Origin of the sequence: Nocardia aurantiaca (genome assembly GCF_009708175.1) — a bacterium.
Lineage (GTDB): Bacteria > Actinomycetota > Actinomycetes > Mycobacteriales > Mycobacteriaceae > Nocardia > Nocardia aurantiaca.
Genome location: NZ_WMBB01000021.1, coordinates 57,337 through 76,304, shown reverse-complemented (window position 1 = coordinate 76,304; position 18,968 = coordinate 57,337). Strand labels below are relative to the sequence as shown.

16 protein-coding genes and 1 pseudogene are annotated in these 18,968 nt (G+C 67.5%); 4 read left to right on the top strand and 13 right to left on the bottom strand.

Going from position 1 to position 18,968, the window contains the following annotated elements:
* Nucleotides 1-16 precede the first annotated feature (16 nt).
* The 12 genes from GLP40_RS31615 to GLP40_RS31560 form a co-directional block, all read right to left on the bottom strand.
* On the bottom strand, nucleotides 17-1,492 hold the full coding sequence (locus GLP40_RS31615; protein ID WP_154791675.1) for a flavin-containing monooxygenase: 1,476 nt from the start codon (nucleotides 1,490-1,492) through the stop codon (nucleotides 17-19).
* Nucleotides 1,489-2,346 carry an SDR family NAD(P)-dependent oxidoreductase gene (locus tag GLP40_RS31610; RefSeq protein ID WP_154791674.1) on the bottom strand — a complete coding sequence of 286 codons (858 nt, stop codon included), beginning with the start codon at nucleotides 2,344-2,346 and terminating at the stop codon, nucleotides 1,489-1,491. Before GLP40_RS31610 ends, GLP40_RS31615 begins: the two co-directional genes overlap by 4 nt.
* Nucleotides 2,330-3,232, bottom strand: coding sequence for an alpha/beta fold hydrolase (locus GLP40_RS31605; RefSeq protein ID WP_154791673.1), 903 nt, complete (start codon nucleotides 3,230-3,232; stop codon nucleotides 2,330-2,332). Before GLP40_RS31605 ends, GLP40_RS31610 begins: the two co-directional genes overlap by 17 nt.
* A complete protein-coding gene (locus GLP40_RS31600) occupies nucleotides 3,229-4,599 on the bottom strand; it encodes a cytochrome P450 (RefSeq protein WP_154791672.1) in 1,371 nt (456 codons plus the stop codon). The genes GLP40_RS31605 and GLP40_RS31600 overlap by 4 nt, the downstream gene beginning before the upstream one ends.
* Before the next feature lie 100 nt (nucleotides 4,600-4,699).
* A complete protein-coding gene (locus GLP40_RS31595) occupies nucleotides 4,700-4,981 on the bottom strand; it encodes a hypothetical protein (protein WP_154791671.1) in 282 nt (93 codons plus the stop codon).
* A 237-nt stretch (nucleotides 4,982-5,218) separates the two neighbouring features.
* Entirely contained in the window at nucleotides 5,219-6,685 is a 1,467-nt protein-coding gene (locus tag GLP40_RS31590) for an alpha/beta hydrolase (protein WP_328290886.1), read from the bottom strand.
* Nucleotides 6,686-7,109: 424 nt separating this feature from the next.
* Nucleotides 7,110-7,994: an ectoine hydroxylase gene (thpD, locus tag GLP40_RS31585; protein WP_154791670.1), complete on the bottom strand. Its 885-nt coding sequence runs from the start codon at nucleotides 7,992-7,994 to the stop codon at nucleotides 7,110-7,112.
* Between the two features lie 10 nt (nucleotides 7,995-8,004).
* On the bottom strand, nucleotides 8,005-8,394 hold the full coding sequence (locus tag GLP40_RS31580) for an ectoine synthase (RefSeq protein WP_154791669.1): 390 nt from the start codon (nucleotides 8,392-8,394) through the stop codon (nucleotides 8,005-8,007).
* Nucleotide 8,395: 1 nt separating this feature from the next.
* The gene (gene ectB / locus GLP40_RS31575; protein WP_154791668.1) at nucleotides 8,396-9,670 is read right to left on the bottom strand and encodes a diaminobutyrate--2-oxoglutarate transaminase; all 1,275 of its coding nucleotides are present in this window, start codon (nucleotides 9,668-9,670) and stop codon (nucleotides 8,396-8,398) included.
* A complete protein-coding gene (gene ectA / locus GLP40_RS31570) occupies nucleotides 9,667-10,203 on the bottom strand; it encodes a diaminobutyrate acetyltransferase (RefSeq protein WP_154791667.1) in 537 nt (178 codons plus the stop codon). Before ectA ends, ectB begins: the two co-directional genes overlap by 4 nt.
* A 94-nt stretch (nucleotides 10,204-10,297) precedes the next feature.
* Entirely contained in the window at nucleotides 10,298-11,023 is a 726-nt protein-coding gene (locus tag GLP40_RS31565) for a response regulator transcription factor (protein ID WP_154791666.1), read from the bottom strand.
* Between the two features lie 288 nt (nucleotides 11,024-11,311).
* A complete protein-coding gene (locus GLP40_RS31560) occupies nucleotides 11,312-12,013 on the bottom strand; it encodes a L,D-transpeptidase family protein (RefSeq protein ID WP_154791665.1) in 702 nt (233 codons plus the stop codon).
* Between the two features lie 66 nt (nucleotides 12,014-12,079).
* Between GLP40_RS31560 and GLP40_RS31555 the strand changes: the two genes are divergently transcribed.
* The 4 genes and pseudogenes from GLP40_RS31555 to GLP40_RS31540 all read left to right on the top strand — a co-directional run bounded on the left by GLP40_RS31555 (nucleotide 12,080) and on the right by GLP40_RS31540 (nucleotide 18,054).
* Nucleotides 12,080-12,622: a YaeQ family protein gene (locus tag GLP40_RS31555; RefSeq protein WP_154791664.1), complete on the top strand. Its 543-nt coding sequence runs from the start codon at nucleotides 12,080-12,082 to the stop codon at nucleotides 12,620-12,622.
* A 120-nt stretch (nucleotides 12,623-12,742) separates the two neighbouring features.
* On the top strand, nucleotides 12,743-13,558 hold the full coding sequence (locus GLP40_RS31550) for an NADPH-dependent oxidoreductase (protein WP_154791663.1): 816 nt from the start codon (nucleotides 12,743-12,745) through the stop codon (nucleotides 13,556-13,558).
* A gap of 132 nt (nucleotides 13,559-13,690) precedes the next feature.
* A pseudogene (locus tag GLP40_RS31545) lies at nucleotides 13,691-14,167 on the top strand (LLM class flavin-dependent oxidoreductase); the annotation flags it as partial.
* Nucleotides 14,164-18,054, top strand: a complete 3,891-nt coding sequence (locus tag GLP40_RS31540; RefSeq protein ID WP_154791662.1) for an ABC transporter ATP-binding protein — start codon at nucleotides 14,164-14,166, stop codon at nucleotides 18,052-18,054. The pseudogene GLP40_RS31545 and the gene GLP40_RS31540, both read left to right, overlap by 4 nt.
* A 369-nt stretch (nucleotides 18,055-18,423) precedes the next feature.
* On the opposite strand, the gene GLP40_RS31535 is transcribed toward GLP40_RS31540, so the two are convergent.
* The gene (locus tag GLP40_RS31535; RefSeq protein ID WP_196054868.1) at nucleotides 18,424-18,867 is read right to left on the bottom strand and encodes a type II toxin-antitoxin system Rv0910 family toxin; all 444 of its coding nucleotides are present in this window, start codon (nucleotides 18,865-18,867) and stop codon (nucleotides 18,424-18,426) included.
* Nucleotides 18,868-18,968: the final 101 nt, after the last annotated feature.

Below are 18,968 nucleotides of genomic sequence, written 5' to 3'. Positions count from 1 at the left end.
TGTCGCTCACGCCCGGTCAGGCGGTGGCCTGTTCGAGGGATCGAGCCGAACGGCGCGCGAAGCGGATGGTCCCGTCCTCGATTCGCCCGTGCCGCAAGGTGATCACGTCCTGGGCGTAGTTCATGCCCAGCCGCCATGGCGTCCGCGATCCGGCCTTCGGGAAGCGGTCCATGGACCGCAGCACGTACCCGGCCTGGAAGTCGAGCAGCGGCGCGGTGGTCACCGAGGGGTCCGGCCACGGCGTGGCCTGGCTGTAGCCGCGCTCGTCCATGTGCCGCAGCAAGCGGCATACGAATTCGGCGACCAGGTCGGCCTTGAGCGTCCAGGACGCGTTGGTGTATCCGATGGTGAACGCGAGATTGGGCACACCGCTGAGCATCATGCCCTTGTAGGCCATGGTGTCCGGCGGCTGGATCTCGCGCCCGTCGACCGTCAGCGCGATGCCCCCGAGCGCCAGCAGGTCCAGCCCGGTCGCGGTCACCACGATGTCGGCGGCCAGCTCCTTCCCGGATTCCAGCCTCACCCCGTCCGCGGTGAACCGGTCGATGCGATCGGTCACCACCGAGGCGCGCCCGTCCCGGATGGACCGGAACAGATCCCCGTCCGGCACCAGGCACAACCGCTGATCCCACGGGTTGTAGGTCGGGTTGAAATGCGTGTCGACGTCATAGCCCTCGGGCAGCTGTTTGATGGTCAGGTCCCGGAAGAACTTGCGCATCATCCGCGGCCGCCGCTGGCTGAGCTGATAGATCAGCGTGCCGACCGCCACGTTCTTCCAGCGCGTGATGGCGTAGGCCCGCCGCGTGCCGAACCACTCGCGCAGTTTGGTGGCGATGGCGTCCACGCTCGGCGCGGACATGATGTAGGTCGGCGACCGCTGCAGCATGGTGACGTGCCCGGCGGTCTGGGCCATGGCCGGCACCAGGGTCACCGCGGTCGCGCCGCTGCCGATCACCACGACACGCTTTCCGGCGTAATCGAGTTCGGCGGGCCAGTGCTGCGGGTGCACTACTTCCCCACGGAAATCATCGATTCCGGCGAACTCGGGCGTGTAGCCCTCGTCGTAGCGGTAGTAGCCGCTGCACAGGTAGAGGAAGGAACAGGTGATCGTGGAGGGCATCCCGTCGTGTTCGAACCCGACGGTCCAGCGCGCCTGCTCCGAGGACCACGCGGCCCCGGTCACCTTGTGCCCGTATCGGATTCGCCGGTCGATCCCCGCCTCGGCGGCGGTCTCGCGAATGTAACCGAGAATGGCGGGCCCGTCGGCGATGGCCTCGGCGGCCACCCACGGCCGGAACCGATACCCGAGCGTGTGCATGTCGGAGTCCGAGCGGACTCCGGGATAACGGAACAGATCCCAGGTGCCGCCCATGGCCTCACGCGCCTCGAGAATGGCGTAGTCGCGGCCCGGGAACGCGTCCTGGAGGTGATGCGCCGCGCCGATGCCCGACAGCCCGGCCCCGACGATCAGTACGTCCACATGTTCGGTCATTGTCCCGCTCCCTTCCCGGCCCGGGCGCGCACCAGGCCCATCACGACCGACAGCACGTCGAAGTAGTGCGTCGGGGTCACCCGCGCCAGCGTGTCGAAGAGGTAGGCGTCCGGCCCGACCAGAATGCGCGCCTTACCGCGTTCGACTCCGCGGCAGATGATTTCGGCCGCCTGTTCCGGCGTGGTCATGGTCATGGCCTCGAATTCGGCGGCTATCTGCTCCTTGGTGCGGCCCTTGCCCTCGGGGTCCTTGCGCACCCGGCCGTTGCGGGCGATATTCGTCCGGATGCCGCCCGGGTGCACCGTCACCGCGGAGACGCCCGTCCCCCGAAGCTCCTGCCGCAGTGCGTCGGTGAAGCCGCGCACCGCGAATTTCGCTGCGCAGTAGGCGCTTTGATAGGGCATACCCACCAGCCCGTACACGCTGGAGGTGTTGACGATCGCGCCGCTGCCCTGCTCCACCAGGATCGGCAGGAACGCGCGCGTCCCGTTCACGACCCCGTCGAAGTTGATCTGCCGCAACCATTCATCGTCCTCGGGCACGGCCTCCAGCACCGAGGAGGACACCGCGACACCGGCATTGTTGAACACCGCCGCCAGCGGCGCGGGCAGCCATTCGCGCACCTCGTCGGCGAAGGTCAGCTGGTCCGCGGCATCGCGCACATCCAGCACCCGGGTCAGCACGGGTCCGCTCATGGCGGCCGCCGTCTGCTTCAAACCCTCGGCATCGATATCCGCGATGGCCACCGGCGACCCACGGCGAGAAAGCAATTGGGCCAGTCCTCGCCCGATTCCGGAGGCCGCCCCGGTGATCATGACCGGGTGGCCGGACAGGGGCCTAGAGGTTCGGGGCATCGGAACTCCTGGTTTCGGCGGTGCGGACGTGTGTATCGATGAGGTCGGCGAAGGTGGGCCAGAGCGCGGCGGGCAGATCGTGTCCCATACCGGGCAGGGTGTGCAGGCGTGCGCCGGGGATCGCCGCGGCGGTGGCGACACCGCCGGTCGGATTCACCATGCGGTCGCGATCGCCGTGCACGACCAGTGTCGGCGCCGTGACGGTCCGCACCTCCGGAGTCCGGTCGCCCGACTTGATGATTCCGGCCAGCTGGCGTCCCACTCCCGCCGCCGGTCGCGGATCGCGATCCCAGGTGGTCCCGGCCGTCGCGCGAATCCTCGCCTCGTCCAGTGGATATCCGGCCGACCCGATGTGCCGGTACATGCTCACCGCCCGGTCCATGTGCTCCTCGCGGGTGCCGGCGGGCTTGCGGAACATGCGCGCCCAGGTGGACAGGGCGGGCCGCCCGACCCAGGCCGCACCGGTGGTCGAGAAGATCGACGTCAGCGAGGACACCCGGTCCGGATAGCGGGCCGCGACGGTCTGCGCGATCATCCCGCCCATCGACATGCCGACCAAATGCGCGGACTGCCAGCCGAGCGTGTCGAGCAGTCCGAGGGTATCGAGGGCCATATCGCCGAGATCGTATTGCTGTGGGTCCCAACGTCTCCGAGCCATCGCGAGGCCGCCCGGCGGCCGGAAACCGGCATGTGTGGAGGTGCCGACATCGCGATTGTCGAACCGCACCACCTCGTAACCGCGAACGACCAGCTGCGCGACCAGCCCGTCGTGCCACTCGTGTTTCTGCTGTCCGAGCCCGGCGATCAGCAGTAGCGGCACACCCGCGCCCTGCCGCTCGTAGCTGAGCGTGATCCCCCGCCCGACGTCTGCCAACCGCTCGCTCATGCCGTCACCTGTTCGCCGCGCGCGTCCCGCGCCTCACCTGGTTCGGCGGCTCCAACCGCCGGCGGCCGGGGCGCTCGCCGGTACACGACCGCGCGTCCCTTCTTCGCGGGAACCAGTGCGACGCCACGGAAATGGGCGCGCTCGTCGGGCGCGTCCGTCGGTTCCAGCGTGAAATCCCGCAGCAGCACCCGCAGTACCACGTTCATCTCCATGGTCGCGAACGCCGCCCCGATGCACCGGCGCGCACCGCCGCCGAACGGGATCCAGCTGAAGGTTCCCGGCCGCACGCCGACGAATCGATCCGGGTCGAAATCGCGTGGGTTGGTAAACAATTCCGGATTGTCGTGCATGAGCCGGATGCTCACCATCACGTGCTGGCCGCGCGGCAACGTCCACCGGCCCAGTTGCAGCGATTCCGCCCGCACTTTGCGCACGGTGGCGTCGATGACCGGCCGGACCCGCTGCGTCTCCAGCAATGTCGCCTCGCGCAACGCCGAGCCGCCCGCGTCGTTCTCCCCGACCAGGCGATTCAGAATGTTCGGATGCCGTCGCAGCCGTTCGATGGTCCAGGCCAGTGAGGTGGCGGTGGTCTCGTGCCCGGCGGTGAGCAGGGTGAGCAGCTCGTCGGCGATCTCGCTGTGCGTCATGGCTGAACCGTCGTCGTAGCGGGCCTGCAACAGCATGGCCAGCACGTCATCGCGCTCGCCCAACTCCGGGTCCGCGGCCGCGCGTGTGATGAGCCGCCCGACGATCTCGTCGTACCGCGCGCGATAGGCGGCGAACCGCGCCCACGGCCCGAAACGTCCGAACAATCTGCGCGGCACCGGAAGTGCCGCCAGCGCCGAACCGACCAGCACCAATTTGGGTAGCAGCGCCCGCAATTGGTCGAACTCCGCGCCCTCCGCGCCGAACACCGCTCGCAGAATCACATTGAGGGTGATCCGCATCATCGAGTCCATGGTCGCGAATTCGCGCCCCGACGGCCAGGTGGCCATCTCACGGACGGCCTCCTCCTCGATCAGTGATTCGTAGACCGCCAGCCGCCGCCCGTGGAAGGGCGGGGTGAGCAGCTTGCGCTCCTTGCGGTGGTCCTCACCGCGCAGCGCGAAAAGCGAACCGGGGCCGAGGAATTGGCCGAGGTTGGCGTCGATGTTGTCCACCAGGTCCGTGTGCGTGGTGAACAGCGCCTTGACCTCGGCCGGCTCCGATAGCACCAGGGTCGGCCCGAAGCGAGGCATCGCGACCACGAACGCCGACCCATATCGCTCATGCAGGCGGCGCCAGGCGCGGGTGCGTCCGGCCAGTATCTCGATGCCCTGCACGAAGGCCGGGGTGGTTGGTCCGTCGGGCAGTGTCACTGTGGTCATGCGCCATCTCCAGCCTGGTACCTCGGTGTACCAACAGCACGGTACGCGCGTGTACCGCGCTGTGGCAAGGGTCACTTTCCAGGCGGAGGAGCGCAGGGCCCTAGTGTGTCCGCAACGGGTGACGGGGGTCGAAAATCGAGATCGGCGGCCCCTCCCCCGCCGGATGCACCTGGAGTTTTCCGGTGTCGTCGATGAGGATGCGCCGCCCAGGATATGTCCGCCGAGCGATCTCCACGTCCCGCTCGTCGAATTGATCGCAGCCGGTGAAAACCAGTACGCCGTAATGCAATTCGGTGGCGTACACACTGGCCGGCCATCGATGTAGCCAGACGTCGAGGTCGAAGAGTGCATCGGGTTTGGGCAGGTCAGTGCCGACCGTCATGCGGGCATTGTAGTCCCTGCCCGGAGTTCGCACCCAGTTCCGCATCCGCGCGTCGGCGCGTCGCCGTATGGATTGCGTCAATGTTGCGACTGGGAGCGCCCGCGCCGGTTCGGACTCCGAAAAGGAGGCTCGCTACCGGCAGGAATGGCCACATCGCCGCCGAACCCGAGGAGTACGGCAACTCGTGGCCACCGAACAGACCCTGCCGCACGCTGTTTCGACGAGATACAGGACTCATCAGCAGGTGAGATCCCGGTCCGGGCGGGTGCCGTCGCGGAGGAAGCGCTCGACGGCATCATTGGCACAGGCGACCGGCGAGGGATACACACCGTGTCCGCCGCCGTCGACCGCGACCATCCGCGCGCGGTCGCCGAACGCCTGCCGCAACCGCAGCGCGCCACTGTACGGCGTCAACGGATCCCGAAGATTCTGGAGCAGCAGCACATTCGAGGGTCCGGACGAATCCACCACGGTCCGAGGCGCGACCGGGTACGGCCAGAACGCGCACGGCGCGACTCCGCGCGGCATGCCCGCGGTGAGCGGGTATCGGGCTCGATCCGCGGCGACCGCGCTCGCGTACTCGTCGACCGACGTCGGCCAGGCCACGTCATTGCAGAGCGTTGCCACCATGACCGCGGTCGATGCCTGGGCGGCCTGCTCGGGTGGCGTGGGCCGCGCGGCGGGCAAGGTACTGCCCCGTCGCGCCGCATTGATCACCTGGGCGACATACGGAAAACGCTCATCCTTGTACAGGCCGTCGAGCATGATCTGTCGTAATCCGTTGCCGCTCAATATCGCCAACTCCGCACCCGGCCACGGCAATGGCTCGCGATCCAGATGTGCCGCGAGCGTGAGGAACTCGCTCCGCACCGCCTCCGGTGTCTGCGCCACCCGATCCGGATTGCCGTCCGCCGCCGCCCAGCGCGCGAAGTCCGGGAACCGATCCTCCACGCCGACGGCGTAATTCCCCAGCCAGGTCCGCTCGACCTGATCAGGATCCGGATCGTCGCTGCTGTCCAACAGAATCCGGTCCGTATGTTCCCCGAACAGCGTGGCGTACACCGACAGCACATAGGTTCCGTAGGACGTGCCCCACGCCGCGATCCGCTCCTCCCCTAGCGCCGCCCTGATCCGATCGATATCCCGCGCCTCGGTCCGAGTCCCGATCGAGCGCACCAATGCGCCCCCGTCCCGCACACACGCGTCGGCGACCCGCCGCTCCAACTCGACATTCGCGGTGATCCCGCCATCGGCGTCCGGCCACGGCCGCAACCTCTCGGTAGCCAGATACTCCCGCGCGATATGACAATTCGCCGCCGTACTCGCGCCCACCCCGCGCGGATCGAATCCGACCAGGTCGTACTCCTCCCGCACCGGCCCGGGCAGCCCCTGCCCTGCGGTGGACGGCAGGTTCAACCCGCTGCCACCCGGCCCGCCCGGCACGAGCAGCAACACCCCTCGCCGACGCTCCGGATGCGCGCTTCGAATACGCGACACCGCGACGGCCACCCGCTCCCCGTCATTGGGATGCGTGTAGTCGAGCGGCACGGAAATCGTGGCGCACTCCTGCCGCGAGTCGACCCCCGGCCCCTGACACGACGTCCATGCGATGCCCGGACTCGACGCCGAATCACATGCCACCACTAGGGAGGACGCCACCGCCGCCAGCCCCAGCACCACTCCGATACGAACCGTTGTCTTCACACCGCTGAAGCTAGGAATGCCGAGCACTCGTCCGCATCACTCCACAGAGCCACCGTCGAGTCCCTCCAGGGAGCTATCGCGCGACCGATTCGATCCGAGTCACCGCCGCCCGGCCCGGAAGTCAGATAGTCCTGGCTCTCATCGACGGTGACCTCGTACAGACGGATGATCGTGCCCCACCGGGGTCTGGGTGTCATGGACACCCGTTTCGACAGTCGCCGACACGTGATAAACGCCCGCGCCGCCGGACTGTGTTCGAGCATTGACGAGTTTCGCGGTCGATGCCCACTGCGAGTGAATCAGGATCTGGTCTCAATGTGCCACGCGTGGAGTCGAGCTCGGCGGGCCGGCAATCTTGGACCCAGCGTGGCCAAGGCATACCAGCGACCTGGTCCGGCCCACGCCTTTCGGCAGCGGATCGCGACTACACCAGCGGCGTGAAATCCCGGCTGGCGAGGTACTCCGGCCGCGGATGCGGCGCCGCGTAGGGCGCGAGCAGCGTGTTCTCGACGCTGTTGAACACCAGGAAGAGATTCGAGCGCGGGAACGGGGTGATATTACCCGCCGAGCCGTGCATGAGATTGGAGTCGAACAGCAGCGCCGATCCGGCCCGGCCGGTGAACTGCGTAATGCCGTGCTTCCCGGCCAGATCGGCGAGCGCCTCGTGCGATGGGATGCCGATCTCCTGCTCGCGCAAGGAAACTCGATAATGGTCGGCCGGCGTCTCGCCCTGACAGGGGATGAAGGTGCGATGCGAGCCGGGCATCACCATCAGGCTGCCGTTGAACGGATAGTTGTCGGTCAGGGCGATGGACAGACTCACCGCGCGCGGTGCGGGCATGCCGTCCTCCGCATGCCAGGTCTCGAAGTCGGAATGCCAGAAGAAGCCGGTTCCGGTGAACCCTGGCATGTCATTGACCCGGGACTGGTGCAGATAGACCTCGGAGCCGAGGATCTGGCGGGCCATGCCGGCAATCCGGTTCTGGCGCACCAGATCCGCGATCAGCGGGCTTATCAGGTGCACGTCGAAGATGGACCGCACCCGATGCGAGGCGCGCTCGATGATCACGCGTTCGTCCAGCAACAGATCGGGATCGCTGGTCAGGCGCTGGATCTCTCCCGCTATATCGCCCACCTCGTACGGGTCGAGCAGACCGTCGATCACGGCGTAACCGCTGTCGTCGAATTCGGCGAGGGCAGGCGCGTCGATCTCGCCCCACACCGTCGGGTCGGCGCGCTCGATCGGCGGCGTGCCGACCACGGTGCGGGTGCGGTAGCGGTCGATTCGTCCGTAGTCGGACAGAGTCATTCGAAATCTCCTAGTCGACGGCGACGAGCGGGTAGACGCCGTTCTCGTCGTGAACCTCTTGCCCGGTCACCGGAGGATTGAAGACGCACAGCATGCGCATTCGGGTGCGAGCGAACAGGCGGTGCCGCTCATGGCCGTTCAGCAGGTACATCGACCCAGGGCCCAGCTCATAGGTGGTGCCGTGGTCGAGATCGACGAGGGTGCCCTCCCCCTCGACCAGCCACACAGCCTCGATGTGGTGCCGGTAGTGGAATTCGTGGACGGTCTCGGGCTCGATGGTGGTCTCGTGGAAGGAGAATCCGACGCCATCGCCGCCGAGTACGATGCGCTTGCTGCGCCAGCCGGAGCCCGCGACATCCCTTTCGGTGCCGGTGATCTCGGTGGTGGTGCGCACGATCATGTCAGCGCCCCCGCCCGCCGCAGACGGCGTCCAGCGAGGCGCCCAGCAACTCCAGGCCGTGATCCAGCTCGTAGTCGGAAATGGTCAGCGGCGGAAGCAGTTTCACCACTTCGTCCTCGGCCCCGGAGGTCTCGACGAGCAGCCCGCGCTGGAAGGCGGCGGCGCACACCTTCGCGGCCTGGGAGGCGTCGTCGAACACCATGCCGTGCACCAGGCCCCGCCCGCGCGCGCTCACGCCGGCGAAGGCCGCGGCCATGCCGGCGAGGGCCCTGTCGATCCGCTCACCCTTGGCCCGGGTGGCGGCCTCCAGGGCCTCGTCGGCCCAGTAGTGTTCGAGCGCGGCACGGGCGGTGACGAATGCCGGGTTGTTGCCGCGGAAGGTGCCGTTGTGCTCGCCAGGCTTCCACAGGTCCAGTTCGGGTTTGAACAGCACCAGCGCCATGGGCAGCCCATAGCCGCCGATGGACTTGGACAGCGTGACGATATCCGGTGTGATACCGGCGATTTCGAAGGAGAAGAACGGGCCGGTGCGGCCACAGCCCATCTGCACATCGTCGACGATCAGCAGAATCTCCCGGGCGGAGCACAATCGGGCCAGCTTGCACAGCCACCGCACGCTCGCGATATTGACCCCGCCCTCGCCCTGCACGGTTTCGACGATCACCGCGGCCGGTCTGTCGAGTCCGGAAGAGGCGTCATCGAGGGTGCGTTCCATCCATTCGAACGAATCGTCATCCGCGCCGGACAGATACCCGTCGAACGGCATCGAGGTGGCGTGCTGCAACGGCACACCCGCGCCCGCCCGCTTGGCCGCATTGCCGGTGACCGACAGGGCGCCCAGCGTCATCCCGTGAAAAGCGTTGGTGAAGTTGAGTATTTCGGTGCGGCCGGTGGCCTTGCGGGCCAGCTTCAGCGCGGCCTCAACGGCATTCGCGCCGGTCGGTCCGGGGAACTGCACCTTGTAGTCGAGGCCCCGGGGCCGGAAGATCCGCTCGCGCAGGGATTCCAGCAGATCACGCTTGGCGACCGTGGACATGTCGAGGCCGTGAGTGAGGCCGTCACCCGCGATGTACTCGAGCAGCGATTCCTTGAGGACGGGGTTGTTGTGGCCATAATTGAGCGCGCCCGCGCCGGCGAAGAAGTCCAGGTATTCCCGGCCACTCTCGTCGCGCAGCCACGCGCCGGACGCGGTATCGAACACCGTCGGCCAGGAGCGGCAATAGCCGCGCACATTCGATTCGAGATCCGCGAAAACCGTCATATCGGGGCTGGTCATCGCCATTCCTCCTGGGTGGTGACCGGTGCGATGCGGTAGAGGTCCTCGGGCTGATGTCCGCCGGGGAACTGATCGGCCGTGAACAAGGTGGTGCGGGTCAGGGCCGCGCCACGACGGCGAGCCAGTGAGGCGAACATGGCGACCGAGGCCGGATTGTCGGGGGCAATGGTGGTCTCGAGTTGTGCGACACCGCGGAGCGCACAGCTTTCCATCAGGGCGTCGAGCATGTCGACGCCCAGGCCGTGCCCGCGGTGGGGATGGTCCACCGCCACCTGCCAGATGAACAGGATGCGCGGCCAAGCGGGCCGCGTGTAGCCGATGACGAAACCGGCTACCTCGCCATCGATTTCCGCGATGATCGAGGTGTCGGCAAAGTCCCGGCACCACAGCAGGTAGGCGTAGCTGGAGTTGGTGTCGAGTACCCGGGAGTCCTCGGCAATGCGCCACATCCGTGCGCCGTCAGCGAGCACGGGTTCCCGGATCTGGATGGTTTGCTGGGATATCGCGTCGAATTTGCTGATTGGGATCTGCATGACCACTTCAGCCTGACGGTGAAATTTTGAGGTCTTCCGTGCGAAGGCATTGCGATCTCATGACGATCCGATGACTCCGCTCGGTTGCGCGGGCCTAACGCGGCATGTCGAGGCGGTATCCGAGGCCACGCACGGTCACCACGATGCGCGGCTCCGACGGATCCGCCTCGATCTTCGTGCGCAGCCGGCGCACGTGGACGTCGACCAGCCGCTCGTCACCGAAGAAGCCTTCGTCCCAGGCGCGTTCGAGCAACAGCGTGCGGCTGAGCACCCGGCCAGGATTGGCCGCGAGTTCGCACAGCAGCCGGAACTCGGTGACGGTCAATGGAATCTGCTCGTCGCCGCGCCGCACCACGCCGCCGTCCGGGGAAAGCACCAGCGGCGCATCGCCCTCGGCCTCCAGCACGATCTCCACCGGCGGCTCGGCCGCCGGGTCCTCGGGCAGCCCGCCCAGATGCGGCCGCCGCCGCAACGCCCGCATGCGCGCGCTGATCTCCTTGAGCTCGAACGGCTTGGTCACGAAGTCATCGGCCCCCGCTTCCAGCGCGGCCACCACATCGTGAGTGTCGGCGCTGGCGCTGACCACCATGATCGGCACCTCGTGTGCGCGCCGCACCTCGCGAATACAGGTGAAGGCGTCCATTTCACCCAGCAGCAGGTCCACGATCATCACATCGGGCGCGCCGTGATTGCGCAGCCGTTCCAGGGCCACCTCGGCCGCGCCCGCTTCGGCGACCTCATAGCCCTCCCCTTCCATCGCCTCGCGCAAGGCGCTGCGGACCCGGTAGTCGTCTCCCACGATCATCAGGCTCGCGCCCATCATCCACATCCTTTCGTCCGGAGGACGCCCCGAACACGTCCAGCAGACAATCACCCGCCTGCGGTGATCGAGTTCGACAAAGTCGAATACCCGAACCTGATTTCAATGAAACATCCGGACTTCCGATGTATGCGAGCCGATAGCTGATTCGCATTGATGGAATTGCTATATATCAAACGCGCTATCGATGAAAGACACACGCGGCAGCAGGCATACACGCATGTCACGCTCACACCGGTCGCATTTGCGACATTGTGAGAGCAAGCACAGGACTTTTCGGCCTGCGCATCACTGATTCGCGAACTGGTTGCGCACCTCGAGGTCTATGACCGGGCCGCGGGCCGGATCGAGCCAGCGCATGACGCGGTCCAGGTCAGAGGCGGGAAGCGCGATGCAGCCCGCGGTCGGGTGGCCGTCGCCGACATGGAGGAAATAGGCCGAACCCGCGCCAGGGACCACCGGCGAGCGGTTGTAGTCGATGACGACGGCGTGGCCGTAGGCGGGACCGGCCTCACCCAGATCCTCACCGGCGGATTCGTTGAACGGGCACGTGCCGGGGGCGCAGGTGTAGTGCGTGTTGTAGTACCGCGAGTTCGTGTCGGAAACCCACCAATCCGATGGTGTCACTTGGTGATACGGGAGACGGGTGCCGTTGTTGGGGGCGATGCCGAAAGCCTCTGTCAGGGGCCAGATTCCGGCGGGCGAACGGGTGGCCGATTCACTGGCGGAGCCGATGCCTTGCGCGCCTATGTCGGCTCGGAGGGGGCCGATCGCTCGAACCCATTGTGTGCCAGTGCGATCCCAGGCGGTGAGGGTGGCCGTGGTGGCGGCGGGGGAATCGGAGGTGACTGTGATGAGCTGGTCGGCCGGGCCGGTGTAGGCGGGCTGCCCCGGCGGCGGCTCCGAGTGGTGCTGGGCGCAGGCCGAGACGAGGGCCAGCACAGCCGCGGCGGCGATGGAGATGGCGGGGTGATGGCGGGTTCGAGGCATCGTGGGTGCCAGTCTGCCCGAGGCGGAGCCGATAGGCCGTTGATCGGGCTCTAAGCTGCAAGCACTATGGCCTTGAACGCGACTCTGCATACCGTGACCGTGCATCTGGCCGACGTGGACCGCGGCGTCTACGAGGAGTTGGAGTTGCGCGTCGCGCGCCACCCTTCCGAGACCGCCGAATACATGCTGACCCGTATCCTCGCCTACTGCCTGGAATACGAGGAGGGCGTCGCGTTCAGCGACGGCGGCGTGTCCTCCACCGATGTGCCGCCGGTCCTGGTCCGCGACCTCACCGGCCGCCTGACCACCTGGATCGATGTCGGCTCCCCGGACGCCGACCGCATCCACCGCGCCAGCAAACTGGCCGACCGCGTCGCCGTCTACACCCATCGTGATCCCGCCAAGGTCCTGGCCCAGCTCCCCGCCAAACGCATCCACCGCGCCGACCGCATCCCCGTCTACTCCTTCGACCGCGCCGTCATCGACGCCGCCACCTCGGCCCTCGACCGCCGCAACACCCTCACCCTTTCGATCACCGACCGCCACGTCTTCCTCGAGCTGAACGGCACCGCTCTGTCCACGTCCATCGAGGAACACCGGCTCACCTAGAGATGCCCTCGGGTGCGATGACCGGCTCGATCCGAGGAAGGGCCGGTTGGCAGTCGGATGTTCGGCTCGAGGCGAACGCAATACCTGACTGCGTGACGCGCGGCGGCCACGATACTCACCATGACTTCCCCGCACGACACACTGGCCCAGCGTTACCGGGACCCCGCCTCGACTCCGCCCGCGCAGTGGAATCCGGTGCTGCGGGTGCTACACGAGCATCGTTCGGTGCGGCGGTATCTGCCGGACCCGATCTCCGATGATGTGCTGCGGCTGCTGGTTTCGGCGGCGCAGTCCGCGCCCACGTCGTCGAATCTGCAGGTGTGGAGTGTGATCGCGGTGCGCGATCCGCGGCGCAAAGCGCGGCTGGCGGAACTGGCGGGGGATCAGGAGCATATTCGGCAGGCACCATTGCTGCTGGTGTGGTCCGCGGATCTGGCTCGGGTGCGGGAGCTGGCCGCCGAGCACCAGGCTCCGCTGGAGGGCGCGGATTATCTGGAGTCGAGTTATGTGGCGTTCCTGGATGCGGCGCTGGCGGCGCAGAACGCTGTGGTGGCGGCGGAATCGCTGGGGTACGGCACCGTGTACATCGGCGCGATTCGCAACAAACCATCCGAAGTCGCGGCCGAATTAGGTTTGCCCGCAGGGGTTTTCCCGGTCGCCGGGCTCGTGGTGGGTGTGCCGGATCCGGCGGAGGACGCCCGCATCAAGCCGCGTCTGCCGCAGGCGGCGGTGCTGCACGAGGAGACCTATGACGCCGAGCGGCAAAGCGTGAACGTAAAGGACTACGAGACGCGAATCGGCGAGTTCTACGCCGAACAGAACCTCACCCACTCCTGGACCGAGCGGGTCCTGGCGCGCCTCGCCTCGGCCACCGCTCTCAACGGCCGCCACCGCCTCCGCGAAGAACTCGCCGCACAGGGCTTCCCGCTGCACTGACCGAACAGCAAGGTCCACGACCCGGACCAAGGAGCCATAATGACACTCGTAATTCCGCGCAGCGCGGCATCCACCCCTGGCGTCGAGCAGGAGGGTTTCGCCGAGCGCCGCCGCCTGCGCCGGCTGGGATTGCTGATCTCGCCCGAATACGCCAAACGACAGCTGGCGCGCATCTGGGGAATCCCGGTCGAGGAGCTCGATCTCGACAGCGAACTTCCCGAGGATCTGCCCACCGAGGACGACATCCAGGGGGCCGAGAGCCGATTCACCCTCATCGTGAATCTGGCTCGGCGCGAAAAGCTCACGCTGCGTCAGCTCATCGCACGCCTGGGCGGCGGACGCGGGCGCCGCACCTTCGCCGGCACCGCCGAACAGGTCGCCGACACCATCGAGGAACGGTTCACCCGCGGAGCCGCCGACGGATTCAACATCATGCCGGCCGTGCCGCCCTCGGGCCTGGAGCGCTTCGTCGACGAGGTGGTGCCGATCCTGCAGCGGCGCGGACTGTTCCGCACCGAGTACACCGAGACCACCCTGCGCGGACACTACGGCCTGGAACGCCCCGCCAACCAGTACGACGGAGCGGGCGCGCTCGTGGTCGCCGGATGAGTTCGAGCCCCGACCCTTCCGCCGGTCGCACCGCGAACACCGTCTCCGACGGGTGGATTCGCTATCTGCTGCGCCGCTGCGCCCGGCATCGGCGCACCGCCATCCTCGCCTGCGCCGGCGCGCTCACGTCCAACCTCCTCACCGCGGTGCTGCCGCTGCTGGTGCGACATGTCGTGGACATGCTGACGACCACGGCCGCCTCGGTGCTGCCCTGGGCGCTGGCACTGCTCGCACTCGGGGTCGTGCGGTTCGCGACCGGATACATCCGCCGCACCGGCGCTTCGCGACTGTCCCTGGATGTGCAGCACGATCTGCGTCGGGACCTTTTCGCGGCGCTGCTGCGGCTGGACGGGCGGCAACGGTCGGGGCTCTACACCGGGCAGGTGGTCAGTCGCGCGATCACCGACGTGACGCTGATTCAGATGTTCCTGCAATTGCTTCCGCTGGTCGCGGGCAATGTGGTGCTGCTCGCGGCGTCGCTGGTGCTGATGGCGTGGATGTCGCCGCTGCTGAGCGTCATCGCACTGCTGGTGGTGCCGGCGCTGTGGCTGATCACCTCCCGCAGTCAGCGCACCCTGTTCCCGGCCAACTGGGACGCGCAGGCCCGCGCGGCGGAAGTCGCCATGCGCGTCGAGGCCGCGGTGGCCGGCGTGCGGGTGGTGAAGGGCTTCGGGCAGGAAGGCCATGAGCTCGAGCAGCTGGCCGGTTCGGCACGCGACCTGTACCGATCTCGGTTGCGGATCACCCGCATCACCAGCCGGTTCACCCCGGTCATGCAGGCGGTACCGGCTGCGGGGCAGACGATGGTTCTGGTCGTGGGCGGCCTGCTGGCACTTCGGCACTCCATCACCCTGGGCACGTTCCTGGCATTCATGACCTATCTCGGGTCGTTCGTGACGCCGATCCGCATGTTCTCCATGCTTCTGACCGTCAGCCAGCAGGGCCGGGCATCCCTGGACCGTGTGCGCGAGGTGATCGAGACCCCGACGTCCAGTATCGCGACGACTGTGCACTCGAGCACCGGCACCGGCGCGGTCCCGGCGGGCGCCAGCGCGACGAAGACCCCCGCCGCGCCACGTATCGAATTCCAGGGTGTGCGTTTCGCTTTCGAGGACCAGCCGCCGGTGCTGGACGGACTCGATCTGACCGTCGAGCCAGGCGAGACCCTGGCCGTCGCGGGTGCGACCGGCTCGGGCAAGTCGATCCTGGTGCACTTGCTGCCCCGGCTCTACGATCCCGATGCCGGACGGATCCTGCTGAACGGCGAGGATATTCGCGAACTTGCCGGCCTGCGCGAGCACATCGCCATGGTCTTCGAGGACACCGCGCTGATGGCCGACACCGTGCGCGCCAATGTCGCCTACGGCTGTCCCGGCGCCGATGACGAGAAGGTCTGGCACGCATTGCGGCTGGCCGCGGCCGACGAATTCGTCCGGGCGCTGCCCGCTGGGCTGGACACGGTCATCGGCGAACGCGGGCAGCGGCTCTCCGGCGGGCAGCGGCAGCGCCTCGCCCTGGCGCGCGCCCTGATCACCGACGCCCCCGTTCTCGTGCTCGACGACGCCACCTCCGCCATCGACGCGCAGGTCGAGGAGCAGATCTTCGCCCGCATCGCCGCCGAGGTGCGCCGGCGCACCACCATTGTCGTGGCACACCGCATCTCGACCCTGGCCCTGGCCGACCGGGTGGCGGTGCTCGGTAACGGGCGAGTGGCCGAACTGGGCACCCTGCACGAGTTGCAGAGCTCCGGCGAACTGTTCCACGCCCTGTTCACCCCGCCAGATCCGGCCTCCATCGCCGCGGACCTGGGTGCGGTCACCGACACCGTGCCCACCGCCGGGCTGTGGGTCGACACCGACGACGACGGTGACGAGTCCCGCACCCTCGAACAGATGGCCAAAGCGTTCTCCCAGCGCGCCGCGGGCTCGCCGGGCGCGATGGGCGGTGCGATGGGCGGCGGCATGATGTCCAGCGCCCCACCCAGCGGCGATGTCCAAGCGCTCATCGACCGGCTGCCGACCGCCACCGGGGAACCCGAAGTGCCCGAACACTTCTCTCACACCCCGGACCCGCGCTTCGACCTGCCGCGTCTGCTGCGGCCGTTCGCGCTGCCCTTGTTCGCGGGCCTCGGGCTGGTGGCCCTCGACGCCGCGGCGCAGATCCTGATCCCGTTCCTGGTGCGCTACGGCATCGACCGCGGTGTGCTCGCCGGGGCGCGCGACGTGCTGTTGCTCGCGGCCGGCTCCGCACTGATCCTGGTGGTCGTGGACTGGGCGATCACCGTCGCGCAGGTCCGGGTCAGCGGACGGGCGGGGGAGCGGCTGCTCTACGGATTGCGGGTCAAGGTCTTCGCGCAGCTGCAGCGATTGGGTTTGCAGTTCTATGAGCGAGAACTGGCCGGGCGCATCATGACTCGCATGATCACCGACGTGGACGGGCTGTCCACGTTCCTGCAGACCGGCCTGGCTGTCGCGCTCACCAGCACACTCACCATCAGCGGCGTGGTGGTGGCGCTGGTCGTGATCGACGCGCGGCTGGCACTGGTGGTACTGGCGCTGCTGCCGGTGCTGGTGATCTCCACGATCGCCTTCCGGCGCGCCGCGGTGCCCTCCTACAATCTCGCTCGCGAACAGGTCAGCGCCACCAACGCCTATCTGCAGGAGAATGTCGACACCATCGCCGTCATCCAGGCCTACTGCCGGGAAGCGGTGAACCAGCGCGAATTCGAACGCCGCTCCTGGGCATATCGCAACGCGCGGCTGCGCAGCCAGACTCTGATGGCGCTGTTCTTCCCGTTCATCGAGATCATGTCGCTGGTCGCCACGGTAGCCGTGCTCGCCGTCGGCGTGCACCAGGTCCGCGAGAACGCGCTCACCGCAGGCACTTTGATCGCCTTCCTGCTCTACATCGATCTGTTGTTCGCGCCCATCCAGCAGTTGTCACAGGTTTTCGACAGTTACCAGCAGGCCGTCATCGGCGTGGAGCGGCTGGGGGTGCTCATGCGCGAACCCGTCACCACACCGGAGGCGTTCGAGGCTCGGTCGCTCAACCGCATAGATGGCGAAATCGAGTTCCGTGGAGTCGGTTTCGCCTACGACCGCGACACTCCGCACGTGCTGTCGGGCATCGATCTGCGGATCGCGGCCGGGCAGAAGGTCGCCGTGGTCGGCGAGACCGGAGCCGGAAAATCGACCCTGGTGAAACTGCTCGCGCGACTGTACGACACGACCGATGGGGCGGTCCTCGTCGACGGCGTCGACATCCGCGATTACCGGCTGCGCGACTATCGCAAACGGCTGGGAGTCGTTCCGCAGGAACCGTTCCTGTTCGGCGACACCGTGCACGCCGCCATCGCCTACGGAAAACCCGATGCCACACCGGCGGAGATCGAATGGGCAGCGCGGGCGGTGGGCGCGCACGAGATGATCGCCGCCCTCGACCACGGCTACCGCCAGCCCATCGGCGCACATGGTGCGGCCCTGTCCGCCGGTCAACGTCAGCTGCTGGCCCTGGCCCGCGCACAACTGGTGGATCCCGACATCCTCATTCTCGACGAGGCCACCGCCTCATTGGATCTGGACACCGACGCCCGCGTCCGCGCGGCGGTCGACGTGCTCACCACCGGGCGCACCACCATCGTCGTGGCCCATCGCCTGTCCACCGCCGCAGACGCCGACCTCATCGCGGTGCTCGGACATGGCCGCCTGCTCCAGATCGGCCGCCACGCCGAACTACTCGAAACCGAGGGCCCCTATCGCGAACTGTGGGCGGCCTATGTCGGCACCGCCGCCGAATCCGAGCCGATGAACGCATGCTCTCGAGCGGTGACCTGGGGCATCTCGACGCACAGGGACGGTTCTGCACCGACGGCCGCGATGACGACATGATCGTCTCCGGCGGCGAGAACGTCTCTGCGCCGGAAGTGGAGAACCTGCCGGCCGAGCGGGAGGACGTACTCGAGGCCGGGTCATGGGCGTCGGATGCCGAGTTCGGAAAACGCCTGCGCGCCTTCGTGGTTCCGGCCGAGGCCGTCGAGCCCGACGCACAGGTCATCAAGGACTACGTCGAAGCCGATCCGCTGTCACCGACACTGAAGACGTTGCCCGAGAACCGATTGCGCCGTAGATGCGGGCCAGATCCTCCGTGCCGGCTCCGCGCGGATACCGTCGCGCCGGGCAGCATATGGCGCTGGCTCTGTCAGTCGCGGGTCAGGAGGCCGCCGACCCGCGAGTCGTCGGGGACGGGCATCGAGCGGCTCACTCGCATGGCGCCGAGGCCATCGCGGCCAGCTGCGAGACCGTGCGGTCGAGGTGCTCGCGCCCATGCTTTCGCAGCGCGTCGGCCAATGACCGGGTCATGCCCGCGCGGGTGAACAGTCCATCCACGGTCAGCGTTGTGCCGAGCGAACTCGGCTGCAGGTGATAGGTGAAGATGCATCCGATGCCGGCTTCGCCGTGACCGGTGAGCACTACGCGGCGTGGCGGTTCGAGGGCCTCCACGGTCCACTCGACCCGGTCGGCCATTCCCAGCATCAACACGTCGGCAATGATCGTCGACCCCACGCTGAGCCGGTCCGGTGGCGGGACCACGAAATCGCGGTGGAGGCTGAACCAGTGCTCCCAGGTCGAGGGTCGAATCAGCGTGTCGAACACGGCATCCGGCGTGCCGGGTAGGTCCCGGCGGATTGCGATGAATCCCATGAAGCTCCTCGTCTCGAGCCCCGCACGGTGACCATGGGCGACGACTCGTCGAAATCGCGTGCACAGCACAGGGTTTCGCGCATCGTTGCGGAGAAATAGAT

Bases quoted from the DNA above. Each gene is read 5' to 3' on its own strand.
- GLP40_RS31595 (WP_154791671.1), bottom strand. From the start codon at position 4,981: ATGACGGTCGGCACTGACCTGCCCAAACCCGATGCACTCTTCGACCTC.
- GLP40_RS31600 (WP_154791672.1), bottom strand. From the start codon at position 4,599: ATGACCACAGTGACACTGCCCGACGGACCAACCACCCCGGCCTTCGTG.
- ectA (WP_154791667.1), bottom strand. From the start codon at position 10,203: ATGCAGATCCCAATCAGCAAATTCGACGCGATATCCCAGCAAACCATC.
- GLP40_RS31540 (WP_154791662.1), top strand. From the start codon at position 14,164: ATGAGTTCGAGCCCCGACCCTTCCGCCGGTCGCACCGCGAACACCGTC.
- GLP40_RS31535 (WP_196054868.1), bottom strand. From the start codon at position 18,867: ATGGGATTCATCGCAATCCGCCGGGACCTACCCGGCACGCCGGATGCC.
- GLP40_RS31580 (WP_154791669.1), bottom strand. From the start codon at position 8,394: ATGATCGTGCGCACCACCACCGAGATCACCGGCACCGAAAGGGATGTC.
- GLP40_RS31610 (WP_154791674.1), bottom strand. From the start codon at position 2,346: ATGCCCCGAACCTCTAGGCCCCTGTCCGGCCACCCGGTCATGATCACC.
- GLP40_RS31550 (WP_154791663.1), top strand. From the start codon at position 12,743: ATGACTTCCCCGCACGACACACTGGCCCAGCGTTACCGGGACCCCGCC.
- GLP40_RS31605 (WP_154791673.1), bottom strand. From the start codon at position 3,232: ATGAGCGAGCGGTTGGCAGACGTCGGGCGGGGGATCACGCTCAGCTAC.
- GLP40_RS31615 (WP_154791675.1), bottom strand. From the start codon at position 1,492: ATGACCGAACATGTGGACGTACTGATCGTCGGGGCCGGGCTGTCGGGC.
- ectB (WP_154791668.1), bottom strand. From the start codon at position 9,670: ATGACCAGCCCCGATATGACGGTTTTCGCGGATCTCGAATCGAATGTG.
- GLP40_RS31560 (WP_154791665.1), bottom strand. From the start codon at position 12,013: ATGCCTCGAACCCGCCATCACCCCGCCATCTCCATCGCCGCCGCGGCT.
- thpD (WP_154791670.1), bottom strand. From the start codon at position 7,994: ATGACTCTGTCCGACTACGGACGAATCGACCGCTACCGCACCCGCACC.
- GLP40_RS31565 (WP_154791666.1), bottom strand. From the start codon at position 11,023: ATGGGCGCGAGCCTGATGATCGTGGGAGACGACTACCGGGTCCGCAGC.
- GLP40_RS31555 (WP_154791664.1), top strand. From the start codon at position 12,080: ATGGCCTTGAACGCGACTCTGCATACCGTGACCGTGCATCTGGCCGAC.